Source organism: Listeria valentina (assembly GCF_011800755.1).
Lineage (GTDB): Bacteria > Bacillota > Bacilli > Lactobacillales > Listeriaceae > Listeria > Listeria valentina.
Genome location: NZ_JAATJW010000034.1, coordinates 1 through 25,103 on the forward strand (window position 1 = coordinate 1; position 25,103 = coordinate 25,103).

At 43.2% G+C, this 25,103-nt stretch carries 18 protein-coding genes and 1 tRNA gene; 16 read left to right on the plus strand and 3 right to left on the minus strand.

Annotation, left to right across the window (positions count from 1 at the left end):
* Nucleotides 1–173: 173 nt before the first annotated feature.
* The 9 genes from HCK02_RS08795 (at nt 174) to HCK02_RS08835 (ending at nt 9,594) form a co-directional block, all read left to right on the plus strand.
* A complete protein-coding gene (locus HCK02_RS08795; protein ID WP_167629754.1) occupies nt 174–941 on the plus strand; it encodes an ABC transporter ATP-binding protein in 768 nt (255 codons plus the stop codon).
* Nucleotides 928–2,913 carry an ABC transporter permease gene (locus HCK02_RS08800; protein ID WP_167629771.1) on the plus strand — a complete coding sequence of 662 codons (1,986 nt, stop codon included), beginning with the start codon at nt 928–930 and terminating at the stop codon, nt 2,911–2,913. Before HCK02_RS08795 ends, HCK02_RS08800 begins: the two co-directional genes overlap by 14 nt.
* Before the next feature lie 48 nt (nt 2,914–2,961).
* On the plus strand, nt 2,962–3,639 hold the full coding sequence (locus HCK02_RS08805; RefSeq protein ID WP_167629755.1) for a response regulator transcription factor: 678 nt from the start codon (nt 2,962–2,964) through the stop codon (nt 3,637–3,639).
* Between the two features lie 71 nt (nt 3,640–3,710).
* A complete protein-coding gene (locus HCK02_RS08810) occupies nt 3,711–4,595 on the plus strand; it encodes an NAD-dependent epimerase/dehydratase family protein (protein ID WP_167629756.1) in 885 nt (294 codons plus the stop codon).
* Between the two features lie 19 nt (nt 4,596–4,614).
* Complete coding sequence (locus HCK02_RS08815; RefSeq protein WP_167629757.1) at nt 4,615–5,082, plus strand: hypothetical protein; 468 nt, start codon at nt 4,615–4,617, stop codon at nt 5,080–5,082.
* Nucleotides 5,083–5,096: 14 nt separating this feature from the next.
* Nucleotides 5,097–6,833, plus strand: coding sequence for an adenine deaminase (gene ade / locus HCK02_RS08820; RefSeq protein WP_167629758.1), 1,737 nt, complete (start codon nt 5,097–5,099; stop codon nt 6,831–6,833).
* Nucleotides 6,834–6,848: 15 nt separating this feature from the next.
* Nucleotides 6,849–7,892, plus strand: coding sequence for a sensor histidine kinase (locus HCK02_RS08825; protein ID WP_167629759.1), 1,044 nt, complete (start codon nt 6,849–6,851; stop codon nt 7,890–7,892).
* Nucleotides 7,893–7,978: 86 nt separating this feature from the next.
* Complete coding sequence (locus tag HCK02_RS08830; protein ID WP_167629760.1) at nt 7,979–9,079, plus strand: iron-containing alcohol dehydrogenase family protein; 1,101 nt, start codon at nt 7,979–7,981, stop codon at nt 9,077–9,079.
* Nucleotides 9,076–9,594, plus strand: coding sequence for a GNAT family N-acetyltransferase (locus HCK02_RS08835; protein WP_167629761.1), 519 nt, complete (start codon nt 9,076–9,078; stop codon nt 9,592–9,594). Before HCK02_RS08830 ends, HCK02_RS08835 begins: the two co-directional genes overlap by 4 nt.
* 26 nt (nt 9,595–9,620) lie before the next feature.
* On the opposite strand, the gene gltC is transcribed toward HCK02_RS08835, so the two are convergent.
* Nucleotides 9,621–10,511 (minus strand): glutamate biosynthesis transcriptional regulator GltC, encoded by an 891-nt coding sequence (gltC, locus tag HCK02_RS08840; protein WP_167629762.1) that lies wholly within the window; start codon nt 10,509–10,511, stop codon nt 9,621–9,623.
* Between the two features lie 180 nt (nt 10,512–10,691).
* Between gltC and gltB the strand changes: the two genes are divergently transcribed.
* From gltB to HCK02_RS08875, 7 genes are all read left to right on the plus strand, one after another.
* The gene (gene gltB / locus HCK02_RS08845; RefSeq protein ID WP_167629763.1) at nt 10,692–15,287 is read left to right on the plus strand and encodes a glutamate synthase large subunit; all 4,596 of its coding nucleotides are present in this window, start codon (nt 10,692–10,694) and stop codon (nt 15,285–15,287) included.
* Nucleotides 15,288–15,304: 17 nt separating this feature from the next.
* On the plus strand, nt 15,305–16,774 hold the full coding sequence (locus tag HCK02_RS08850; protein ID WP_167629764.1) for a glutamate synthase subunit beta: 1,470 nt from the start codon (nt 15,305–15,307) through the stop codon (nt 16,772–16,774).
* Between the two features lie 129 nt (nt 16,775–16,903).
* Nucleotides 16,904–17,893: a Gfo/Idh/MocA family protein gene (locus tag HCK02_RS08855; RefSeq protein ID WP_167629765.1), complete on the plus strand. Its 990-nt coding sequence runs from the start codon at nt 16,904–16,906 to the stop codon at nt 17,891–17,893.
* Nucleotides 17,894–17,985: 92 nt separating this feature from the next.
* On the plus strand, nt 17,986–19,152 hold the full coding sequence (locus HCK02_RS08860) for a DEAD/DEAH box helicase (RefSeq protein WP_167629766.1): 1,167 nt from the start codon (nt 17,986–17,988) through the stop codon (nt 19,150–19,152).
* Between the two features lie 92 nt (nt 19,153–19,244).
* The gene (locus HCK02_RS08865) at nt 19,245–21,923 is read left to right on the plus strand and encodes a sigma-54-dependent transcriptional regulator (protein ID WP_167629767.1); all 2,679 of its coding nucleotides are present in this window, start codon (nt 19,245–19,247) and stop codon (nt 21,921–21,923) included.
* A 141-nt stretch (nt 21,924–22,064) separates the two neighbouring features.
* On the plus strand, nt 22,065–22,379 hold the full coding sequence (locus HCK02_RS08870; RefSeq protein WP_167629768.1) for a PTS sugar transporter subunit IIB: 315 nt from the start codon (nt 22,065–22,067) through the stop codon (nt 22,377–22,379).
* Between the two features lie 63 nt (nt 22,380–22,442).
* Entirely contained in the window at nt 22,443–23,528 is a 1,086-nt protein-coding gene (locus tag HCK02_RS08875) for a DUF871 domain-containing protein (RefSeq protein WP_167629769.1), read from the plus strand.
* Nucleotides 23,529–23,720: 192 nt separating this feature from the next.
* Here HCK02_RS08875 and HCK02_RS08880 read toward each other — a convergent pair.
* Together HCK02_RS08880 and HCK02_RS08885 are read right to left on the minus strand one after the other, a co-directional pair.
* A tRNA-Arg gene (locus HCK02_RS08880) sits at nt 23,721–23,792 on the minus strand.
* Nucleotides 23,793–23,963: 171 nt separating this feature from the next.
* The coding region (locus tag HCK02_RS08885; protein WP_167629770.1) for a tyrosine-type recombinase/integrase at nt 23,964–25,103 on the minus strand (1,140 nt) is incomplete at its 5' end.

Consider the following 25,103-nt stretch of genomic DNA (forward strand, 5'->3'; position numbering starts at 1 on the left):
TCCTAGATTTAATCTAGGAGAATATTTTTTATATTTCCTCTGTCTACTTGACAGAGAGTGGTTCATATTTTGCCCCGGGTTCTTTTTTTGTGAAAATCGGTCGATAAGCTTATTTTCTTTGGGCGCAAGTTATTGTACAATAAGGAACAAGAGTAATTTTCAGGAGGCCTAACATGAAGCCTGTTTTAGAAGCAAATAATATTAGAAAAGTATATGGAACACGAAGTAATTTTTACGCAGCAATTAATGATATTTCGCTTCAAGTTGAGCGGGGCGAGTTTGTGAGTGTGATGGGGCCATCAGGAGCCGGGAAAACGACGCTTCTCAATGTTTTATCGTCGATTGACAAGCCTTCCTCAGGGGAAGTTAAAATCAGTGGGACAGATCTTTTTAAGATGAAATCACGAGAACTAGCCGTTTTTCGTCGCGACAGGTTGGGATTCATTTTTCAAGATTATAATTTGCTTGAAACGATGTCGTTGAAAGATAACATTACGCTGCCGCTTTCGCTTAGCAAAATTTCTTCGCAAGAAACGGAAGAACGGTTTCAGCACATTGCGAAACAATTTGGGATTTATGATGTTCGAGATAAGTATCCAAATGAAGTGTCGGGCGGTCAAAAGCAACGTACAAGCGCGTGCAGGGCGCTCATTACGAACCCGGATTTAATTTTTGCTGACGAGCCGACGGGCGCGCTCGACTCAAAAGCGGCCACCAATCTGCTTGCAAATCTTGAACGGGTACGAACGGAAGAAGAAGCGACGATTCTGATGGTGACGCATGATGCCTTTGCCGCGAGTTATTCGAATCGGATTCTTTTTATTAAAGATGGGGAAATCTATCAAGAACTTATGAAAGGCGACTTAACGCGAAAACAATTTTTTCAAGAGATTTTAGCAGTTCTCGCGGAGCTTGGCGGTGAAACGGATGCTCGTGACTAAAATCGCCTTTACGAACATGTTTAAAAATTTTCAGTCGTATTTGCTTCACTTTGTTAGCATTTCAATGAGTATTTTGATTTTTTTCACCTTTATGTCGCTCGCGAATAATCCACTCATTCGAAAGATTTTCTTGCGCTGGGAAGTGATCGGATCATCCCTATTTTCTTCATCGGCTTTTATTCTCATTTTATTCGTCGCTTTTTTTATTTTTTATTCAAACAGCTATTTTTTAAAGCGACGCAAGCGCGAACTCGGACTTTATTCGTTGCTTGGTTTACGTAAGGGACAGGTTTGCGCTATTTTGGTGATCGAAAACTTGCTGGTTTATTTACTGGCTCTTATTGCAGGGATTGTGGCGGGAATTTTTTTCTCGAAGCTCTTTTCGATGTTGTTATTTTGGCTTGTCAATTTGCGAGTCAATACAGCGATTATCTTTTCGGGAAAAGCGATTATGGATACGATCCTAGTTTTCCTCGTAATCATGGCTTATACGTCACTCTATGCTTGCGGAATGGTTTTTCGTTATAGTTTGCTGCAGCTTTTTCAAAATAAAGACATGGAAAAAAGTGTGCCGCGTGGTTCTATTGCACTTACGATCATTGGTCTTTGTCTCATTGGTTTTGGTTATACGCTTGCTTTGCAAAATATTGAAGAATCGTTTCTTTGGCATAAATTGAGGCTTTTTCCAGGTTTATGCTTGATGTTATTATCGGTTGTGGCAGGAACTTGGCTTGTCATTCGTTTTTCTATGCCACTTGGCTTGCGCTTTTTTTACGGGCGCAAAAAAGTTCATTACTACGGCGCCAATTTGCTTACGATAACTTCACTACGTTACCGGCTAAAGCGGAATGCTAATACACTGGCGATGATTGCCGTTTTGAGTGCGATAACGCTTACGATCATTGGAGCAATTAGTAGTTTATACTCGGAAGCGATCCACGATGTGAAACGAGAAAACCCAAGCAGCTATCAGATTTTGAATTTGACGCCAAATAAGCAAAAAGAAGTAGATCGGATTATCCGCAGAAGCAGTGAAAATAAATTGCAGTATGCCACACAAAGTGCGTATCTGAATGTTCCAGTGAAAAATCCATTGAAACGAATGCCTTATGAGTTTTATGCGAATGAGGATCATTTCTCCATCATCTCTGAAAATGAATTTAATCGGTTGAATAAAATTGAAAGAAATCGTAATTTAAAGATTTCTGGCCTTAAAGACGGGGAAGGGGTTCTAATTGGGAGCGATATGACACGCCTTCCAACCAAACTCAAAAAACGTTTGCAAAATCATACTTTCTTTTTGCGTTCAGAGGATAAAGCGAAAGAATTGGAGAGTGTTCAATTTGTTGGTTTTCGTGAGTTTCCGCTTTTTAATACGGGTTTCGCGGACTTCAATGTTGTAGTAAATCAAAATGTTTATAATAAATTACTTACCGAGTTTCGACCGGAACAAGTTTTTATTTATGATGTTTCCGAAGTGGATCACTCTGAAAAGCTCGGCAATCGCATTCAACAAGCTGTCGAAGGAAAGGTGAGCATTTGGTCGAATAAGATTTCAAGCTACTTTTCTAATTACCGTATCGTTTCGATTTTAACGGGTGCGGTTTTGTTTGTCGGAGTCTTCATTGGGATTGTGTTTTTCCTCGCAACGGGCAGTATTATTTATTTCAAACAAGTGACGGATGCTTATTCAGAAGAGCCTGGATTTCGGATTCTATTTAAACTGGGGCTAACAGACCGAGAATTGCGCCAAATTATTGTAGGACAGATTGGCCCCGTCTTCATTGTGCCGCTTCTTTTCGGCATTTCGCATAGCATTATCGCGATGATTGGGTTGGCTAAAAATTTCGAGGTGGCGGTGAAACTACCTTTTATTATTGTAACGTCGATTTATTACGTTTTTTATGGTGTTTATTACTGGCTGACAGCAAATAATTACCGGAATATTGTATCGAGACACCGTCATGACTAGTCAAATGAATCAGAATCAGCTAAAATGGAACTATGGAGGGTCCAAAGAATGGTAAAAGTGTATATCGTAGAAGATGATGTTGTGATCCGTGATACGATTCAAAAGCACTTGAAAAAGTGGGGCTTTGAAATCGGAGTCGTAAGCGATTTTAACAATATTCTCAACGAATTTTTAGAATTTGAACCGCAACTTGTGATTTTGGACGTGAATTTGCCTTACTTTGATGGGTTTTACTGGTGCAATCAAATTCGTGAAGTATCGAATGTTCCGATCATTTTTCTTTCGTCGCGAAATTCGCGGATGGATCAAATTATGGGAATGAATATGGGCGCAGATTATTATATTGAAAAGCCGGTCGATTTGGATGTGCTTATGGCGAGGATCAATGCCTTGCTCAGAAGGACGTATTCTTATACAGAGCTTGAGGAGCCCAACGTTTTGGAATATCATAATGTGTTTTTGCACATTGATACCAACACACTTTCTTATTTGGAAGAAAAAATTGAGCTCACAAAAAATGAGTTTTTAATTTTATATGAATTGATGAAGCAAAAAGGAGCGATTGTCAGTCGGGATGAAATTATGCGTGTACTTTGGGAAGATGAAAGTTTCGTAGATGACAACACGCTGACTGTGAATATCGTTCGGATACGCAAAAAATTGGCAGAAATCGGCATCAAGGATTTTATCAAAACGAAAAAAGGACAAGGCTACATGATCGAGTGAAAGAAGGGAAGTGGGTTTTAGGAATGATTTCTTAAAATCTGACTTCCTGTTTTTATAAGGGAGGGGCTTTTTTGAAGATTTTAGTTTTCGGGGGAACACGTTTTTTTGGTAAACGACTTGTGGAACGGTTGATTGAAAGTGGGCATGAAGTGACTATTGCCACACGTGGAAAAACGCAAGACCCTTTTCAAAATCAAGTAAAACGGGTGATTCTTGACCGAAGAAAACGTGACGATTTATTCTTACTCGCATCATCGGAAACGTACGATGTGATTTATGATGACATTTGTTATTCACCACAAGATGCGCTTTATGCGATTGAGGCTTTTCAAAAAAGCAAACCTCGGCTGATTTTTGTTTCAACGCTTGCGGTTTATCCGAACAAGGGAAAAGCCCTCGTGGAAGCTGATTTTGACAGTGTCCACTATGAAATTGTCACGGGCGACCGAGAAGATTTTGATTACGGCGAAGGTAAAAAATTAGCGGAAGCGGTCTATGCGCAGAAAGCAGAATTTCCAGTCTTATCTGTGCGTTTTCCAGTTGTTTTAGGAAGCAAAGATTATACGAAACGCATTGAATTTCATTTGAAGCGAATCGAAGCCGGGACGGAAATCGGGATTCAAAATGAAGCGGCTGAAATCGGTTTTATCCATGCGGATGAAGCGGCGCGTTTTCTCGAATGGGCAGGAACCGCAAGCGAGGTGACCGGGCCGATCAATGCAACTTCAAATGGTCAAATAACCCTTGGTGATTTGATGCAGCTTTTTGCTGAAAAGCTCGGGAAAGAAGTGAAAATTGAGACGGTGACAGAAGATGAAGATGAATCTCCGTATGATTTGGAGGATTCGTACTTTCTTTCGAATGATTATGCGAAATCACTTGGCTTTCAGTTTGATGAACTTTCCGACTGGTTGCCAAATCTTGTAGAAGATGTTGTTCGCCAGAAAGACTATTAAAAGAAAGAAGGAACAGGATTTGCTGAGCTTTGATGAGAAAAGAAAAATTATTAATGGATTTGCGGCACTAGAAGAAAAACCCGTTTCGATGAAGCGCTATAATTATCACTATCCGGCAAGTAAGCGAGAAAAGACGGTACTTGTGAAGCATCTTCATCCGAATGGCAATGGCTTTGTTTATGCACCGTACCTGGAAGAAAGCGCTAAGTTGGATAAAGAAGGCTACGTAAATATCTATGATGTAACAGAAGCTGAGCTTATTCAGCTGATCGAGCAATCCCTCACGTATATGGATAGTGACGGAGGTGCTTATCAAGAAGGTGATACTTTCGTTTATCAAAATGACACGGGCGAACTTTTAAAGCTTGTTTTTGAAAATAAAATGTGGATCGTCTATGCTTATGACAACGTGGAAGCCGTTTTTAAATCGCTAGATCAAGCGGAAAGCTATCTTGCTGATGAAGGCTTTTTTGAAGAACAGGAATAAAGGAGAGAAAAATTTTGGAAACAGTTAGGAGTTTACGCGAACGGATTAATGTACTAAGTCATAAAGATCCTGCGGATGTAATTATTAAAAATGGTCGAATTGTCAATGTCTTCACAGCTGAAATTATCGAAGCGGATATCGCGATAAAAAATGGCTACATAGCAGGGATTGGTGAATTCCAAAAAGCAGAGAAAATCATTGATGCGAAAGGAAATTATATTGTACCTGGCTTTATTGATGCACACGTCCACGTGGAAAGTGCGATGGTTCCACCTAGTGAGATGGCACGTGTTCTTTTGCCGAATGGCGTGACGACAATCGTGACCGATCCGCATGAAATTGCCAATGTGGCAGGAGCACCCGGAATTGATTATATGCTTGAAGAAGCAAAAGGTTCGCCACTGGATATGTTTGTAATGCTCCCTTCTTCTGTACCGGCGACACCGTTTGAAAATAACGGTGCAACGCTTGATGCTGACAGCTTGCGAGCACTTTATAGTCGAGAAAATGTCATCGGGCTTGCAGAAGTGATGGATTTCCCTTCGGTAGCTTCTGGCGCTGAGGATATTTTACAAAAGATTATTGATGCCAAAACTCATGGCGGCCGAATTGACGGGCACGGAGCTGGCTTAACTCGCGAAAACTTGAACAATTATTTAGCAGCGGGCATCCGAACAGACCACGAAAGTACGACGGCCGAGGAAGCACTCGATCGCGTTCGTGCTGGCATGTTTGTGATGTTGCGTGAAGGGACTGTTGCGCGCGATTTATTAGCAACGCTACCTGCTGTGAACGATAAAAATTCCCATCGTTTTTGCTTCTGTACGGATGATAAACTGATTCCAGATCTTATTTCGGAAGGTTCGATTAACTATAACGTCAAGCTGGCGATCGAAAATGGGATCCCGCCAATAACGGCGATTCAAATGGCTACGATCAATGCGGCCGCGTGTCACAATTTGCTTTATCTCGGCGCTGTTGCGGCGGGATACCAAGCCGATCTCCTGTTTCTTGAAGAGCTTGAATCGGTTAAAATTACAAAAGTGATGAAACGCGGCGAAGTGGTAGTAAGCCAGGGCGAGCGTTTCGAAGGGGCTTTCCCGAAAAAAACGACGGCGTTTGCTTCCCCTGAAATTCGGCACTCGCTAAAAACTGAGGATTTGCGGCTAGAACTTCTAAGCGATCACGTTCGAGTTATCGGCATGTTACCGAACAGTTTATTTACTGAAAAACTAGAGGTTCAGCTTGACCGAATGAACGGGGAGTTCGTGCCAGATATAGCACGTGATCTTGCCAAGATGGTGGTTGTTGAGCGGCATAAAGGAACAGGAAATGTTGGCCTTGGTATTGTATCCGGATTCGGCCTTACGCGCGGGGCCTTTGCAACATCTGTCGCGCATGATTCGCATAATATCGTCGCAGTGGGGATGAACGATGCGGATATCGAGCTTGCGATACAGACGTTAACGGATGCGCGCGGTGGGATTGTTGTCGTAGCGGACGGAAAAGTGGAAGAAATTTTGCCGCTTCCGATTGCTGGCTTATTGAGCGACCAACCCTTTGAAGAAGTGGCGAGTTCTTTAAAAAGTCTAGAAAAAGCATTTGGCTCGATTAGTTCGGCTCATGGTTTTGATCCATTTTTGACACTTTCATTCTTAACGCTTCCGGTTATTCCTGAATATAAATTGACCGATCAAGGACTGTTTGACTTCGAAGCTTTTTCCTTTGTCCCGCTTGAAATTACTGATTAGTAAGGAGGGCTTGTGATGACCTTTTGGCGCTATGTGCGCGATAAACGCTTTTTTATTTTGTTTTTTGCCATTGTGATGTGCTTTATCGGACTTCTGATTTATATCGATCCAAATAGCAAACTTACGATTGGTAACATTATTTATTTGTACATGTTTGTGTTCTTGTTTCTCGTGGCGTATTTGATTCTCGGCTACAGTTTTAAATATCGCTACTGGAAAGAAATGAAAGATCTCGTTAACGGGGAAATTGAAGAAAATGTCATTGAACTATTACCCAAGCCACGTACGAGTGAGCAAGCTTTCTTTAATGAACTCATGCGAAAAAAACATAGGGAAGAGCAAAAGAAAATAAATGCGCTCGTCGATAAACAAGAAGAATATCATGATTTTATTCTTTACTGGGTTCATGAAGTGAAAACGCCTCTTGTGGCTAGCAAAATGTTGATCAAAAATCCGGATTTAAATGATACGAAAACGATTTTTGAAAAAGTGGACGGAGAACTTGATCGCGTGGATCAACTTGTGATGCAGGCTCTTTATTTCTCGCGACTTGATACCTTTGCAAAAGATTACTTCATTCAAGAGCAAAACCTAGGAACGATTGTCCGCGAAGCGATTAAGCGACATTCCAAATTTTTCATTTCCGAACATAAACGATTGGAACTGGGGGAAGTGGATGTGGATGTGCGGACGGATAGCAAGTGGCTTGGCTTTATACTCGATCAACTGTTTTCGAATGCGCTGAAATATACAGAAGAAGGTGGCGTGATTAAAGTTTGGTGCGATAAACCTTGCTCGAGTAACATGACCCATCTTCACATTCGCGATAACGGGAGAGGAATTAGCCAAGAAGATTTGCCACGTGTTTTTGAACAAGGCTTTACAGGGTCTACTGGAAGGCAAGAAAAAAAGGCGACTGGGATGGGGCTTTATTTGGCTAAACAAATGTCGAAAAAACTCGAGCATGCGCTTGAAATTCGTTCTGAAGAAGGCGTCTTCACGGAACTTATTTTGAAATTTGAACAAAAAGATGATTATTTGCTTGTCGCAAAAGAATGATGGAAACCGGATCCTTGCTAAACTTGACGGGATCCGGTTCCTTGTTTACAATATGGAGAAAAACAAACGAAGCGGAGGTTTTACTTATGACAGAAGAATTAATTGTTCGCGGTGCACCGGCTGAATATGTATCAAGCGTGGGAGCTTGGGATAAGCTTCCAGAACATTTACTGCGTCGGAATTTGAAGCGGGTACTGGTTTTGCACGGGAGTACCTCTTGGAAAGCTGCCGGGCATAAATTTCCAGACTTATCAAACTTTGAAACCGTTTTTGTGGAATACGGGGGTCAAGTAACCTACGAGGCAAGGGATGCTTTGAAGGAAAAAATCGAAGCCGAACAATTTGAAGCTATTGTAGCTGTTGGAGGCGGAAAGGTTACCGATTTAGCTAAGGCTGCCGCTTTTGTTTCTTGCGTACCGGTTTTGATTTTACCGACACTCGCGTCGACTTGTGCGGCTTATACGCCACTTAGTGTGATGTACACGGAAACGGGTGAGATGATTCAGTTTGATATTTTTCCCGTGAGCAATGCGCTTGTTTTGCTAGATCCGGCGATTATTCTCGACTCGCCAAAAGAGCTCCTCGTTGCCGGGATTGGGGACACGCTTGCGAAGTGGTACGAAGCGAACGTTGTGATCGCTGAGCTTCCTGAAAAGACGACAGCGATTGAAGTGGCAGCATTTGCCGCGCGAAAATGTCGGGATAATTTGCTGGAACTGAGCGAGGCGGCGCTACTTGAGATGGAGCGGCATGAACTTGGAACGGCTTTTGTGAAAGTGGTCGAAACGAATATTATGCTTGCTGGAATGGTGGGCGGTTTTGGCGATAAATACGGGCGAACAGCGGGGGCGCACTCCATCCATGATGCGCTGACTTTGCTTGAGAAGTCGCACGATGTCTTGCACGGGTTGAAAGTGGCCTATGGCATCTTGGTTCAGCTCGTAATTGAGGAGAAGTTTAGCGAGATTGATGCGCTTTTGCCTTTTTACAAGAAACTAGGGTTACCGGCTTCACTTGCTGAACTGGGGCTTTCAGAAGTTACAGAAACTGAATTGCTTCAAGTCGCGGATCGCGCTGCTCGTGAGGGTGAGATGATTCATTTGATGCCGCAAATGGTGACGCCAAATGTGGTTCGAGCAGCTATGAATGACCTTGAAGAGTATCGAGTCGAGGTGAAAGAAAGATGAGGATCCGAACGGAAGAAAAGGGCGACGAGAGGCTCATCAGGGTTTTGCTTGAAGACGCTTTCCCAAGCTCGCTTGAAGCGGATTTGGTGGAAAAGTTGCGGGAAACGAAGGCTTATTTGCCAAAACTCGCTCTCGTAGCGGAACTTGATTCTCATGAACTGGCAGGTTTTCTTTTGCTGACGAAAGCAAGTATTATCCAAGAAAAGCAAAATGTTGAGATTCTTGTTTTGGCACCACTTGCTGTTTTAACGCGTGAGCAGCACAATGGGATTGGTTCGAAATTGGTTGAAGCAGGAATAAGAGCAGCGCGAAAGGCTGGCTTTCGTGCCATTAGCGTTTTAGGGCATGCGGATTTTTATCCGCGTTTTGGTTTTCAAAAAGCTAAACTTTACGGGTTAGAAGCGCCTTTTCCTGTTGAAGAAGAAAATTTTATGGTGCTTGACTTCGGAGAAGAAAATTTTACGGGGCTAGCTGGAAAGTTGATGTATCCAGAACCATTTTTAGAGATTGAGTAAAGGACAAAGCGGAAACGCTTTGTCCTTTAGTTTGGGGAAAAGAAGTCGAGAATAAATTGGTAAAATAAAGCTTCGGATGGGGCGAGCTTTCGTTTTTTGGTTTTGATGATACCAACGGAGCGGTGTAGTTCTGAATCTGTGAAGGAAAGGCTTTTCGTGTTTTTGAAAACGGCTCCGTCTAGAATCATCGCGGGCAAGATGCTAATGCCCAGTCCAGCGCCAACAAGGCCTTGAATGGTATAGAAGTCTTGGCTGCTGAATGCAACTTCGGGCACAAAGCCTTTTTTCTGTGCAGCGGTAGTTACAATTTGATATAAATTAAAATCCTCGGGGTAAAGAATGAATTTTTCTTGCGCTAATTCTTTTAAGGAAACACTATTTTGGGCTGCGAGCGGGTGATTGGCTGGAACGATTAGTTTTAATTCTTCGTCGAAAAATCGTGTGGCGCTGAAGATTTCATTTTCTGCTTGAAGCGGGGAGAGAAAGGTTAAATCGAGCTCTCCTGACCGAATCATGGCTGTTAGTTCTGCATTCGAACCTTCGCGAAATTCATAAGTGATCTGCGGGTACTTTTCTCGAAATGCGCTGATAACAGAAGGAAGAACACGTGGTGCAAGGGAATTCGGGAGACCAAGTTGAACGGTTCCGATATCGGGATTAGAATATTCAGTTACGAGAGCTTCGGCTTTTTGAAGCTCATGTGTGGCGCGCTTCACTTGCTCGAGAAAGCTCGTGCCAATCGTAGTTAAGCGCATATTTCGACCGACACGTTCAAATAGTGAAACCCCAAGTTCTTCTTCGAGTTTCATGATTTGTCTGCTAACGGCTGATTGGGCTACGTGCAGATTGACGGACGCTTGCGTCATGTGCTCCACACGGGCTACTTCCATGAAATATTTTAATTGGCGTAGTTCCATTTTAATACTCCTATCATTCTCAAAAAGAGATAGTTTTATTCTATTATATATATTGTTTCGATAAATGAAAAGCGCTAAAATAGAAAATACCCCTTAAAATGGTGGTTTTAAACAAAAGTGTTAAATTTTCTATTAATTTAGTTTATTTATATAAATGGAAGAACTGAAGGAGGAATTTCAATGGAAAAGCTTGGAATGCCGGCGCCGCACGGTCTTTATGATCCACGAGAAGAACATGATGCTTGCGGAATTGGTTTTGTGGCGAATGTAGAGAATCACCCAAGCCATAAGATTGTGACAGATGGAATTCATATGCTTTGTAAGTTGAAGCATCGCGGCGGTGAAGTTGATGGAGATACGGGTGACGGGGCAGGAATTCTACTTGAAATTTCGGATTCTTTTTTTCGGAAAGTTTGTGGGGACGTAGGAATCTCACTTCCACCGCGTCATCATTATGCGGTCGGGATGCTCAATTTCCCGAAGTCTGAAGCAGAACGGAAAAGTTTGATGGAAAAGCTGATTCACTTGATCGAAGAAGCTGGGCAAACTTTCCTTGGCTTTCGCGCACTACCGACAGATTCAAGTCAAATCGGTGTAAAGGCTCGTGAAAAAGAGCCCGCGATTTATCAAGTTTTTATCAGGAAAGCAGCGGGTTTAACAGAACGCGAATTTGAGCGGGAGCTGTACGTGATCCGCCGACAAATTGAAAATTTTGCAAAAAACAATGCTGAAATCAAAGAAACATTTTATGTTCCGAGTTTATCGACACGCACGATTATTTATAAAGGGATGCTTACGCCAGAACAAATCAGCGCTTATTACCTAGACCTTGCAGATCTAGCGTACACGTCCGCGTTTGCGCTTGTTCATTCCCGTTTTTCAACCAACACTTTTCCAAGCTGGGAACGAGCACATCCGTACCGCTATTTAGTACACAACGGCGAAATCAATACACAGCGCGGCAATGTAAACTGGATGAAAGCACGGGAAAAACGAGTGAAAAGTTCACTTTTGCAAGAAAAACTCGAATTTGTTCGGCCGATCATTGACGAAAATGGCAGTGATTCCGCTACGCTCGATAATGCGCTTGAATTCCTAGTTCAAACTGGGCGCAGCTTGCCACATGCCGCGATGATGCTGATTCCAGAGCCGTGGGATAAAAACGAGCAACTTGCAGACTATAAGCGGGATTTTTATGCCTATCATGCGACGCTAATGGAGCCGTGGGACGGACCGACTTCGATTTCCTTTACAGATGGACGTGTCATCGGGACGATCCTCGACCGAAACGGGCTTCGACCAGCACGTTATTATGAAACTAAAGACCATACGATTATCTACTCTTCTGAAACGGGCGTGATTCCGGTTGAGCCAGATGAAATCATCAAAAAAGAAATCGTGGGCGCAGGAGAAATGCTTTTGATCGATCTTGAAAAAGGTCGAATCATTTCAGATGAGGAATTGAAGCAACAAATTATGCACGAAGCGCCTTATAAAGAATGGTTAGAGGAAAACTTAACAGACCTTAACGAATTAAGTGCAAGAGAAAACTTAGAGACTAACAAAAGGAATCACGATGAACTCATGAAGCTGCAACAAGCTTTTGGCTATACGCAAGATGAACTAAGTAAAATTTTGATTCCGATGGTTGTAGAAAAGAAAGACCCAACTGGTGCGATGGGTTATGATGCGCCACTTGCTGTTCTTTCGAATCGCCCACAACTTTTATTCCATTACTTCAAGCAACTGTTTGCCCAAGTGACGAATCCACCGATTGATGGGTTGCGAGAGCAAGCGGTTGTTTCAACGATGACACTGCTTGGCGATGAAGGGAATATTCTCGAGCCGAGCGGCGCCAATGCGAACAGAATTCGTTTAGCAACACCTGTGCTTTCTCGCTTAGAGTTTCAAGCACTTGAAAATCAAACGAAATTTGGTACGAAAACGACGGTGCTTCCGATTCTTTTCCGCGAAGACGAACGGGAGAAGCTGGACGAGGTTTTAGCAGCGCTTTTCGAACGAGCGAGAACGGCGATTGAAACGGAAGGCAGTTCTTTAATTGTTTTGACGGATGAAGGTGTGAGTGAAGAGTGGATGGGCATTCCGGCTCTTCTTGCGGCGAGCGGCTTGCATCACTATTTAACGCGACGCGGCTTACGAACGAAAGCAAGCATTATCGTGAAAACAGCAGAAGCGCGCGATGTGCATCATACGGCGCTTTTGATTGGCTACGGGGCGGATGCCGTTTTTCCTTACCTTGCGATCGAGCTTTTTCAAAGCCAAATTGAACGCGGTCGCATTAAAGGCTTTAGTCTCGAGGAAGCCGAAACGCGCTATCTTGAAGCGCTCACGGATGGACTTTTGAAAGTTATGTCGAAAATGGGGATTTCAACGGTGCAAAGTTACCGTGGTGCACAAATTTTTGAAGCCATTGGTCTTTCTAATCAAGTAATCGATCAGTACTTCACTGGAACGGCGAGTAAGCTTTCCGGAATTCCTCTTGCTGTGATTGCCGAAGAAGTTTGGCTGCGGCACCGCAAGGCTTTCAAGACGCAAGGAATCGCGAGCCAAACCCTTGATTCAGGTGGAGAATACCAATACCGCGCAAATGGTGGGGAATATCATGTATTTAACCCGCTTGCGATTCATTCCTTGCAGCGCGCAACACGTGAAAATGATCAAGAAGCTTACGATCTTTACCGAGACTTAATGGAAAACCATAATCAAGCGTTTTTGCGGGGACTTTTAAAGCTAGAAACGGGAAGAAAGCCTATCTCACTTGATGAGGTGGAGCCGGAAGAAAGTCTCTTCAAACGTTTTAAAACGGGTGCGATGAGCTATGGCTCGATTAGCCAAGAAGCGCATGAAGCGCTAGCTGTTGCGATGAACCGAATTGGCGGGAAGAGCAATAGCGGCGAAGGTGGAGAAAATCCAGCACGTTTTATCAAAAGTGCAAATGGTGATTCCAAACGAAGTGCCATCAAGCAAGTTGCTTCTGGCCGGTTCGGCGTTTCTAGCCACTATCTCGTGAACGCCTCGGAATTACAAATCAAGATGGCGCAAGGGGCAAAGCCCGGCGAAGGCGGGCATTTGCCAGGCGGGAAGGTCTATCCGTGGATTTCCAAAACGCGTGGTTCAACGACAGGAGTGGGGCTGATTTCACCGCCTCCACACCATGATATTTATTCGATCGAAGACCTTTCCCAGTTGATTTTCGACTTGAAAAATGCGAATCCGGCGGCTCGAGTTAGCGTCAAGTTAGTTTCAAAGACAGGTGTTGGTACGATTGCGGCTGGGGTTGCTAAAGGAAAAGCCGATGTGATTTCTGTAAGTGGCTATGAAGGCGGTACGGGAGCAGCTGCAAGAAGCAGTATCCGCCATGCGGGCTTACCTTGGGAAATCGGGCTTTCGGAAGTCCAGCAAACGCTCATCTTGAATGATTTACGCAATAAAGTGGTGCTTGAAACCGATGGCAAGTTGATGACAGGAAAAGATGTCTTAGTGGCGGCGATGCTTGGTGCAGAAGAATTTGGCTTTGCAACGGCTCCGCTTGTTACGTTAGGCTGTGTCATGATGCGCGTTTGTCACATGGATACTTGTCCGGTTGGTGTCGCGACACAAAATCCGGAACTGCGGAAAAAATTTACGGGTTCGGCAGATTATGTCGTTCAGTTCTTTACGTTTATCGCAAGGGAAATGCGGCAGTTAATGGCAAATCTTGGCGTAAGGAAGTTAGATGAAATTATTGGTCATAAAGAGTATCTCAAAGAAACAGCGCGAAAAGAGCAACACTGGAAAGCAAAATATCTCGATTTTTCCAATTTACTATACATGGATGCGTTTTACCAAGCAGCCGATCAATTTTGTACGAAAGGCCAAAACCATCAACTCGAAGAGACGTTGGACGAGCGTTTCTTGTTAAAAGCGGCTGAACCGGCGTTAACTTCGGGAGAAACGGTGGAACAAAGTTTCGCGATTCGCAACATCGACCGAGCGGTGGGCACGATAGTTGGTTCGGCCATCAGCAAGAAATACGGCCAAGCGGGGCTTCCGGACGACACGATTCGCTTCACATTTAGCGGGTCTGCCGGGCAAAGTTTTGGCGCCTTTGTTCCAAATGGGATGACGCTCCGCGTAGTCGGCGATGCCAATGATTATTTCGGGAAGGGGCTTTCCGGCGGGAAGCTTGCTGTCGTTCATGACGCGCGAACCCCGGTTGACCCGCACCTATCCGCGATCGCAGGAAATGTGGTGCTTTACGGGGCAACTGGCGGAGAGGCTTACCTTGCCGGAAAAGCAGGAGCGCGGTTTGCTGTCCGAAATAGTGGAGCGGAAGCGGTCGTTGAAGGAATTGGTGATAATGGTTGCGAATATATGACAGGTGGCGCGGTAGTCGTGCTAGGCGAAATTGGTGCGAACTTTGCTGCAGGAATGAGTGGCGGTGTCGCTTATCTTTACGCGGAAGACCTTGCGACGCTTGAAGGAAAGATCAATCCAGAACTGGTCAGTGTGCGAAGCGCGCTCACTGAAAGCGAAAAGCTTCGATTGCATGGTTTATTATTGCGCCATGAGCAGGCAACGGGAAGCGCGAAGGCACGCGAAATCTTGCTTGATTTTGAAGCGGAAGTAAATCACTTTGTATATGTGATACCGACTGAATATGAAGCTATGCGCACGCGGATTACGAATTTGACGGAACAACTAGGTGACGCTAGCGAAGCGGAACTCGCGGCTTTTTACGAAAGTACGAAGGAAAATGCGAAACAAGTTCATTAGGAAAGGAGCGAACGAAAATGGGAAAAGCGACTGGCTTTATGGAATATGATCGTATTGAAACGCCCGTCAGGAAACCAAAAGAACGGGTAAACGATTGGAACGAATATAGTTTGCCACTTGGTGAAGCAGAATTGACGATTCAAGCGGCTCGCTGCATGGATTGTGGCGTTCCGTTTTGTAGCATCGGGATGGAAATTAAAAATGGCGTTTCTGGCTGTCCGCTGCATAATTTGATTCCAGAATGGAATGATGCGGTTTATCGCGGGGACTGGAAGGAAGCGCTCGAGCTTTTGCTGAAAACGAATAATTTTCCCGAGTTCACGGGCCGCGTTTGCCCAGCTCCTTGTGAAGGAAGTTGTACGGTAGCGATTTCCGAGCCGGCAGTGGGGATTAAATCAATTGAAAAAGCAATTATTGACCGGGGATTTGCGGAAGGTTGGATCAAACCGAATCCGCCGAAAGTTCGGACGGAAAAGAAAATTGCTGTGATTGGTTCTGGACCTGCGGGCCTTGCTTGTGCCGATCAGCTCAATCAAGCGGGGCATAGGGTAACGGTGTTTGAAAAAAGCGACCGAATCGGCGGACTTTTGATGTACGGGATTCCGACGATGAAGCTTGATAAGGAAAGTGTTTTAAGGCGTGTTCAGTTGCTTGAAGCGGAAGGGATTCGTTTTGTGACGGGTGTCGACTGTGGGAAAGATATTCCGTATGAAGAGTTGAAGCGGGACTTTGATGCGATCGTTTTGGCAACAGGTGCTGGCAAGGCTCGTGAAGTGAAAGTTCCTGGTCGCGACGCAAAAGGGATTCACTTGGCGGTTCCTTATTTAACAGCGAGCATCCAAGATTTGCTTGCTGAGAAAAAAGAACAAACGCTTTCGGCGGCTGGAAAAAAAGTAATCATCATCGGAGGCGGTGACACGGGAGCGGATTGTGTTGCAACGGCGCTTCGCCAAGGGGCTAAATCGATTGTGCAGCTTGGAAGGCGAGGGAAGCCAGAGGAAGTGAGAGCGGCGAGTAACCCGTGGCCGGAATATCCGAATGTTTTTCAAATGGATTATGCGCATCAAGAAGCGGAAGCTGTGTATGGGATGGATCCGCGTGAATATTTGCTTAGTCCGGTTGGTTTTGTGAAAAATGCGGCGGGCGAACTGACGGGGATTCGGACGGTTGAAGTTGAGCGTGATGAAGAAACGAAGCGTTACCGTGAAGTGGCTGACTCGGAACGAATTTTTGATGCCGACTTGGTGCTGATTGCTGCAGGTTTTGAAGGAGCAGAAGACGCGGTTTTTGAAAACTTCAAGGTGAAGAAAACGGAGCGACAAACGATTGATGCTGCGAAAGGCTTTTACAGGACAAGCGAGGAAGGAATTTTTGCTTGTGGGGATGCCCGCTATGGACAAAGTCTTGTTGTAACGGCAATTGCAGAAGGTCGCGAGGCGGCACGGGAAGTCGATTTTTATTTGATGGGGGAAACCTTTTTACCGTGAGGCGGAGTCACTATAAAAGGAGAACGGGTGCTTGGAGGCGGAAGGCTTTTGGCATCCGTTTTTCTTGCGAGTAAAAATTTCTTTTTTAGGTTATACTAAAGAGGAAACGAATGATTGGGGGAGCGAAATATGCTAAAACTTGGAATTGTCGGGACAAATTGGATTACGGATTCTTTTATTGATGGGGCAATGCAATCTGGAAAGTGGGAACTGCGCGCGGTTTATTCACGAACTTTGGAAAAAGCGGCGGATTTTGCTGAAAAATACGGAGCGACGCAAGAACTCTTCACGGATATCGAGAGTATGGCGCTAAGTGATGCGATTGATGGGGTTTATATTGCTTCGCCTAATGCGCTTCATTTTGAACATGCGCTGCAATTTTTGAAGTCTGGCAAGCATGTGATTGTGGAAAAACCTATTTTTTCAACGGTAGATGAACTTTCCGAGGCGCATCAAGTCGCTCAGGAAAATGGAGTGTTTTTATTTGAAGCGGCGCGCCATATTCAAGAACCTAATTTTAAAATTTTACAAGAAAATCTTGGGAAAGTGGGCAAGATCCATGGTGCAACACTTGCCTATATGAAATATTCATCACGCTACGATCAAGTGCTTGAGGGGAAAGAACCGAATATTTTTTCTCTTCATTTTTCAGGAGGCTCACTTACGGATTTAGGTGTTTATCCGCTTTATTCGGCGGTGGCGCTCTTTGGTGAACCGAAAGCGGCACATTATTTTGCAACCAAGATGAGAACAGGTGTTGATGCGATGGGGCCTGTGATTTTAGAATATGGCGATTTTAACGTGACGATCATTCAAGGGAAAAATTCAACGTCCTTTTTGAATAGTGAGATTTACGGGGAAAAAGGAACGCTTTTGATTGAGCCGCTCACTTCGATCGAAAAATTGGAATTTCATGGTAATCACGACGAAGAAGTGCTCGAGCTTGCGAAACCAGTCGTTCAAAATGATATGCAATTTGAAGCGGCACGCTTTGCTGAAATTATTGAACAAAAGGATACAGCTGCGTATGAAGCATTACGAGATTTAAGCGTTAAGGTCTTAAGGATTTCGAATGAACTGCGCCATCAAAATGATATTTATTTCGACGCGGAAAAATAAGCAAACTTTGGTCGCTTTTCTTGAAAAAATCAAGTGAGGCGACTTATTTTATGGTATGATGTTTGAAGGATACAAGGAAAAGGAGTATACGCATGAAAGAGAATTTATTGGAGCACTGGCAGCAGGCTTTTACGGCAAATGGCTTTGAGGAGCCAACGGAGATTCAAACGGAACTTTACGGGGTGCTGAAAGCTGGAAGTGACGCGCTTGCGATTTCGCCAACTGGAACGGGAAAGACGGTCGCATATACGCTCCCGATCCTCGAAAAAATCGAAGCAAAGCCGGAACTGCAGTGGCTTGTTCTTGCGCCAAGCCATGAGGTTGTGATGCAAATTGCGGATGCGATTCGTTTGTTTATAGCGCCGGAGAAGAAAATTTCTGTGATGCCGATTATTGGCGGGGCGAATTTAAAGCGGCAACTTGAGAAACTCAAGAAAAAACCGCAAATTATTGTGGCTTCACCGGGACGGTTGCTTGAACTTATCGACCGAAAAAAAGTGAAGATGCATAGTGTGCAAGTGGTGACGCTCGATGAGGCGGATCAGTTGTTATCGAAAGAAAATAGTCGAATGACGATGGATATTGTTCGCCATGCGAAGCGTGATGTGCAGCTAGTGCTTGCTTCTGCAACACGTCCGCTCGATCCGGATGCTTTTTTCAGGCAGTTTGAGCGCGAACCGGTTGAAATTGAAGTAAGTCCGGCAAAACGTGCAACGGAAAATGTGACGCATCTTTATATGGAAGTGGAAAACCGCGAGAAGGCGAGTCTGATTCGGCGGATTACTCAAGTGGATGGCATGCAAGCGCTCGTGTTTGTGCGTGATAAGCCACGGATGGACATTTTGCTTGAAAAATTGAAGTTTGATGGTGTTGCGGCTGCGGGGATCCACGGGGATTTACGCAAGGAAACGAGACAAAAAGTGTTGCGCGAATTTAAAGCAGGCAAGCTGCAGTATTTGATTGTCACGGATATTGCGGCGCGCGGTCTCGATATTCCCGATTTGCCATATGTGATTCAATATGACATCGCGGAAAGTGCAAGGGAATACACACATCGGGCTGGCAGGACGGGCCGAATGGGGAAAGCTGGAACGGTGCTGTCGTTTGTGAATCAACGGGAGCTTCGGTCGCTGAAACAGTTTTTGAAGGAGCTTGGGAAGTCGGCTCTTCCGGTTCGCTTTTTTGGCGGGAAGCTTGTTTCACCAGGTGAAGCAAAGGAAAACAAAATGACAAAGAATACGAAGAAGAGAAACCGCTGATTTGGCGGTTTTTTCTTGCTTAAAAACAGCTATTGCGACTTATGTGTGTAAACGTGTATAATGGAGGCATAGTGTTTAAAGGAGCTAAAAGGATGGCGAGTAGAAAAGAGGAAGTCTTAACCTTCTTAGATGAGCTGAATCAAAAAGCGACTGCGGTTGACGTAGCTAGTAAACTCAACATGGATCGTGCCAATGCCAGCCGCTATCTGAACGATTTGTTTAAAGAAAACAAGATCAAGAAGCTTCCAGGAAAACCCGTTTATTATGAAACGTTGAAAAACACGCTTGCTGAGAGGAAGCGTGAAAAAGGGGATGCGACAGCTTTTGACCGTTTGATTGGGTCAGATCAAAGTTTGAAGATTAGCATCCAACAAGCCAAGGCAGCGATTCTTTATCCGCCGAATGGTTTACACACTTTAATTCTAGGAAAGACGGGAACAGGGAAATCACTTTTTGCTGAGTGCATGTATGAATTTGCTCGCGAATCGACAGTGATCCCGCAAGATGCCCCGTTTATTTCTTTTAACTGTGCTGATTATGCTCAAAATCCACAACTTTTGTTTGGGCATATTTTTGGAGTTGTAAAAGGCGCTTACACAGGCGCTGAGGAAACACGGGATGGCTTGCTTGCACAAGCAGACGGAGGAATTTTGTTCTTAGATGAAATTCATCGTTTGCCGCCTGAAGGACAAGAAATGCTGTTTACGTTTATTGATAAGGGCGAGTTTCGACCGCTTGGAGAAAGTTCAAAGGTGCACCGAGCGCAGGTAGAAATTATTGGCGCAACAACGGAATCGCCGGATAATTTTTTGCTCGAAACGTTTACGCGCCGGATTCCAATGACGATCACTTTGCCACAGCTTGCTGAACGTAGCATGGAAGAGCGCTATCAATTAGTGGAGTTTTTCTTGAAGCAAGAAGCGAGAAGACTGAATCAGTCGATTCGTGTGCATCGCCAAGCTTTGATGGCTTTCTTGCTTTATCATGCGAGCGCAAATGTCGGGCAATTGCAGCGTGATTTGAAGCTGGCTTGTGCGAAAGCGTTCTTGCATTACAAGACGAAAGCAGCTAATTATATTTTGATCGAGCAAGATGATTTACCGATCCATGTGCAAAAAGGTTTACTACACATGAAAGATGAGCCGGAAAAATTAAATCGCTTGATTGATGTAAATAAAACGATTTTTAAATTTGCAGATGCAAGTGAGCCGGGACCGGATATTGTTGTCGAAGTGGATGATGTGTATCAGGCAATTCAAGATCGCGCGGAAGAACTTTTGAAAGAAGGGAAAGACGGGAGTGAACTAGAAGCCGAGCTTTATGTTGATGTGGATCAGTATTTTCTTGATTACATGGAGCAACTTCCAACGCAACAAACGGCGAAAGAAATCATTGATCCAGCTGTTTGGGAGCTCACGGAAGCGGTTTATGATGTTGCTGAAAAGCGTCTTGAGCGAAGTTACAATGATAAGATGAAATTCGCTTTTGCACTTCACTTGCAAAGTACGATTGAACGAATTCGCGAGCAAAAGCATATTATTCACCCGGATTTAAATAATGTCCGGAAAAAATATCCGAAGGAATTCCAAGCGGCGATTGAACTTTCAGCGATGATCGAGCAAGCGCTTCAAATTGAAATTCCATTTGATGAAATAGGCTTTTTAACGATGTTTTTGACGGCCGAAGTGGTCGACTCGATGTTTGTGAGTAGTGAATCGCAAGTAGAAGTCCTTGTCTTGATGCACGGGCGCAGTACGGCAACGAGTATGGTTGAAACGGTGCAAGAACTGCTTAGCATTGAAACGGGAACGGCGATTGATATGCCGCTCACAATGGACGTTCAAACAATGTATGAAAAAGTGAAAAATCGCGTTTTGAAGTTAAACCCGCAAAAAGGCTTGCTCATTTTATCTGATATGGGGTCGCTCGCTTCTTTTGGGAACATGTTGATGGAAGAGTTAGGGATTCGAACAAAAACGGTGACAATGACAAGTACGCCTGTCGTTTTAGAAGCGATTCGAAAAGCATCGCTTGGTCGTGGATTAGAAGATATTTATCAAAGTTGTCAGCAACTGTTTGAAAATAAATATAAGGCGCATGTACTGCGAGCAAGACCGGTTAAAAATGCGGTTGTTTTGACTTGCTTTACGGGCGAAGGAGTGGCTGAACAGCTCCGCAAGCGTATTGCTCCGATTATTGATGAAAGCAAAGTGGAGATTATTATTTTGCAGTTTCTGCATAAGGATGCTTTCCGAGAACGAATTGATCAGCTGAAAGAGGAATTTAATATCCTAGCGATTATGGGTTCTGTTGAATTTGAATATCAAGATATCCCGTTTTTCAGTGCGCTCGAAGTCTTTTCGGATGATGGTTTAGATATTGCGAAGCGAATCATTAGCGATGAAGTTCCGTATGAAAAATTGATTGCTTCTCTTTCTGGAAATCTTAAAGCGGTGGATTCTGTGGAAGATTTGGTTTATTTCTTGCGGAAGTTAATTTCGGAATTGCAAATTCAGTTGAATTTGATTCTTGAATCGGGCGTCGATATTGGGATGATTTTACACATGGCTTTCTTGATTGAGCGAATGCGTCTTGGGGCAGTTGACCGGGAATTCCCAGATTTGAATGAGTTTGCCAAAAAGCACCTTGTAGAAATGCAAGTCACACAACAAATGATGGAAAATGTGGAGCGTGAGTATCAAATCACTGTTCCGCAATCTGAAATCGCGTATTTGACACAAATGATGCTTGCCAATCGAGTGGAAGCTTAAACTGAGAAGTGTGTAGGCTTACACACTTCTCCTTCTAGCCCAAAGAATCTAAAAAACCTGGTGTGACGCTGTTTTGGTTGGCATAAAACTTGCATTTAATGTGAGTGGACAGTGAATCATCATTGTTGGAGGTAGGAAAGCGTGAAAAAAATTATGTTGATTTGTTCTGCTGGGATGTCGTCGAGCTTGCTTGTGCAAAAGATGCAGGAAGAAATTGCGTTGCAACAATTGGATGCTGAAGTGATTGCGGTTGCTGAAGCAGATGTCTCGAAATACATTTCAAAGGTTGATGTAGTTTTGCTTGCTCCGCAAGTGCGCTTTTTAGCGAAAGGACTTAAACGCAAATTTGGTTCGCGTGAGATTCCTGTTGAAATTATTGATGCGATTGATTACGGAACGATGAACGGTAAAAATGTTTTGAATCAAGCCTATGCAATGATGGAGAAAAGGGATTAAGTTCGCGCACTATAAAACTACAACTTGTGTTTAAAAAACGTTCGAAGAGAGGATTTTTAGGTTATGAGAAAATTAGGAATTTCGGTTTTTCCGCAACATGTACCACTTGAAGATTCGTTAAATTATGTGGAAATGGCAGCAAAATATGGCTTCAGTCGTATTTTCACGTGTCTAATTTCGGCAAATGACAAAGAAGAGTTTTCCAAGCTCGAAAAAATTTGTAAACGTGCGAATGAACTTGGATTTGAAGTGATTGCTGACGTTGATCCAACGGTTTTTGAATCGCTTAATATCACCTACAAAGAACTTGATCGTTTTAAAGAAATCGGTCTTTCTGGACTTCGACTAGATCTTGGCTTCTCGGGTTCAGAGGAAGCTGAAATGTCATTTGATGACAATAATTTGATGATTGAACTAAACATCAGTAATGGAACGAGCTATGTGGATAATATTTTGAGTTATCAAGCTAACCGAGCAAATATTATTGGCTGCCACAATTTTTATCCACGTCGTTATACGGCTTTATCCCGTGAGCATTTCTTACGGACGAGCAAGCAGTTTAAAGATTTGAACTTGCGGACGGCCGCTTTTGTTTCTTCAAACGAAGGAAAATATGGTCCGTGGTTTGTCGTAGATGGTGGGCTTCCAACACTTGAAGAGCATCGTGGGATGGACATTGCAGTTCAAGCGAAAGATCTTTGGAATACGGGCTTGATTGATGATGTGATTGTTGGCAATATGTTTGCTTCTGAAGCAGAACTAAAAGCTTTGAGCGAACTAAATCGCAATGAACTAGAACTTTCTGTTGAGTTCTTGGATCAAGCAACAGAAGTAGAAAAAGAACTTGTCTTGACGCAAAAGCACTTTAATCGTGGCGATGTGTCAGCTTATGTGATTCGTTCGACAATGACGCGTGTGAATTACAAGCAATTTGATTTTGCCCCGCATGACACAGTTTCGCTTGAATTAGGCGATGTGACGGTCGATAATAATGGTTATGAACGTTACAAAGGCGAAATGCAAATCGCGCTTCAAGCTATGGAAAACTCAGGAAATACAAATGTTGTAGCTCGTGTGGTCCCAGAAGAACGCTACTTGCTTGAAACGATTCAGCCTTGGCAACATTTCCGCTTAGTAGAGAAAAAATAAAACTTATTCAACCAGCCTTGATTTCTTCGGGAACGAGGCTGGTTTTATTTAATAGGATACATTGGCAATTATCTATCTATTAATTGTACTTAGTTTCGTATACTTTTATAAAGTCGGAAGTCTTTGCCCAGTCAAATAAAAAACGAGCTCGATGAAAATCGAAACTCGCTCTCACGCCTTATAATAAAATAACGTCCCCTGTAGGAATCGAACCTACAACTAAACCTTAGGAGGGTCTTGTAATATCCATTTTACTAAGGGGACAAGATGAATGAACGCTTTAGGAAAAAAGAAGCCCAACGTCCTTATTCTAGCAAAATTCTCCGTTTTTTTCAAATAAAAGACCGCTAAATCAACGTTTTAGGGCATAGTTTCAGAACTCCTAGTCTCCCAATGGGTCTAGGAGTTCTTTCGAAACTTCCCCTAATTCCACCCCTAAAATTTATCGGAAATTAATTTCTCGTAATTTTTAGATGCCAATTCATTCATTTTATTGTCTGTATGCATATAATGCGCAGTTATTGCGGAACTCTTAGAATGTCCAATTCTTTTTTGAATAACTACTTGAGGAACCCCAGCCTCTACCAATTGTTTAATGTGAGTATGTCTGAACGCATGAATTGCGTGTTTTTCATGATAGCGAACCCCTGATGCTTTGCAAATTTTATGAATGTATCGTCGTACTGCGCTTCTACCTATTGTTGATCCGTTACAAGAAAATATAAAAGAATGTTGAATGATATTTGGTGGAAGACGAAGCTTTTCTTTTTTATTTGCTAGTAATCTGTTTTGGATTATTCTTTTTGTTCTACTATCTAAAATGACTTCACGATATGAATCTTCAGTTTTAAGTGGTGTGAAAATTGGATTATTAATTTGATGATCAGGTGATAGTTGTTTATTGATAGATATAGTCCCTGATTCAGCATCATAGTCTTCTTCTTGAATAGCTAGCAGTTCGCTGATACGAAGCCCTGTATATAACAATACCTCAATGAAATCAGCGCATACTTCATTGCGAGTATTTTTTATTAATTTACGACTATACTCAAAAATCAATTTGATTTCATCGTCTGTATAGAACATGTTTTTTTCGTCTTCTTGCTTATTTGTCTCATCTGTTTTTATTTTGATTTTTGAAGCACAATTATAATCAATCATACGCATTTCATGTATCATAAAATCAAGAAAGTTACACATTATAGCATTTATCAAACGAATGGTTTTTTTGGAGTATCCTTGTTCAACAAGTTTATTAATAAATTTTTGATAAGTTATTCGATTTAATTTTGTAACTTTAAAATTTCCTAGATGGGGGATGATATGATTTTTTATATGGCCACGATATATCTTTTCTGTCTTCACGCTAATCGTGCCATGCTTATATTCATCAAGCCATTCTTTGATAGAGTCTTTGATAGTCAAGTTATTGTCATAAACTATTGATGCTTTTTCTTGACGCAATAATTCATTGTAAGCCTTGTTCCCAGCATCTTGTGCCTCTCGTTTCAATTTACAAGCGCCTGAACGCTCCTTTTGTTTTCCATTGATACTTGCACGGGCCCGCCATACATA